Below are 1,094 nucleotides of genomic sequence, written 5' to 3' on the forward strand. Positions count from 1 at the left end.
CCCGAGGAGCACACCCTCGTCTCGGCCCTGGCCCGGCTGCACGTCACCGGCATGCCCGTCGACTGGGCCCGGCTCTTCGACGGCACCGGCGCCCAGCGCGTCGAACTGCCCACCTACGCCTTCCAGCACGAGCGCTACTGGCCGCGCCCGGCCCGTCGCATCGGCGACGTGACCGGCGCCGGTCTGTCGCCCGCCGAGCACCCGCTGCTGGGCGCGACCGTCGCGCTCGCGAACGCCGAGGGCACGCTGCTGACCGGCCGACTGTCGCTCAAGGCGCAACCGTGGCTGGGCGACCACCAGGTGGGGGGCGTGGCCGTCTTCCCGCCGACCGGGTTCCTGGAGCTGGCCGTCCGGGCCGCCGACCAGGTCGCCTGCGACCGGGTCGAGCGGCTGACGCTCGCCGAGCCGCTGGTGCTGCCGGAGGACGGCGCCGTCGTCGTCCAGATCCAGGTGGACGCCCCGACGGCCTCCGGCGCGTGCCCTGTGCGGATCTTCTCCCGTCCGGACGCCGACGCCGACGCCGCGTGGACGGAGCACGCCTCGGGCGAACTCGTCCGAGGCGAGCGCACGGCCGAGTTCGACGCCTCGGTCTGGCCGCCGAAGGGCGCGGTCGTCGCCGAGCTGACCGGGATCCAGGAGGAGGCGGACCTCGGTCCGGCCTTCGACGGGCTGCGGTCGGTCTGGCGGCGCGGCGAGGAGACCTTCGTCGAGGCGGCCCTGCCGGGCGCCGCGGCCGACGATGCCGCGGGGTTCGGCGTGCACCCGGCGTTGCTGGCGGCCGTGGTGCGGTCGGACGGCCGCGGGCTGGTGCCGGTGGCGTGGTCCGGGGTGTCGCTGCACGCCTCGGGCGCCTCCGTGGTGCGGGCGCGGCTCGTGCGCACGGGCGAGGAGACGCTCGCCCTCGCCGTCGTGGACGCCGCCGGGGAGCCGGTGCTGTCGGCCGAGGCCCTGACGCTGGCCGAGCCGGCCGCCGTAGCGCGGGGAGCGGCCGCGGCGGGCTCGCTGCTGCGGCTGGAGTGGGTGCCCGCGCCGTCGCGCGCGGGTGAGCGCGTGACGGCGGTGACGCTGGGCGCGGACGTGGCGTCGTTCGCCGA

1 protein-coding gene is annotated in these 1,094 nt (G+C 77.6%); it reads left to right on the forward strand.

The annotated features are described in order from the left end of the window. On the forward strand, positions 1-1,094 hold a 1,094-nt coding region (locus tag ACIRYZ_RS46600; RefSeq protein ID WP_402955879.1), incomplete at both ends, for a polyketide synthase dehydratase domain-containing protein.

The organism is Kitasatospora sp. NPDC101155, assembly GCF_044768305.1.
Taxonomy (GTDB): domain Bacteria; phylum Actinomycetota; class Actinomycetes; order Streptomycetales; family Streptomycetaceae; genus Kitasatospora.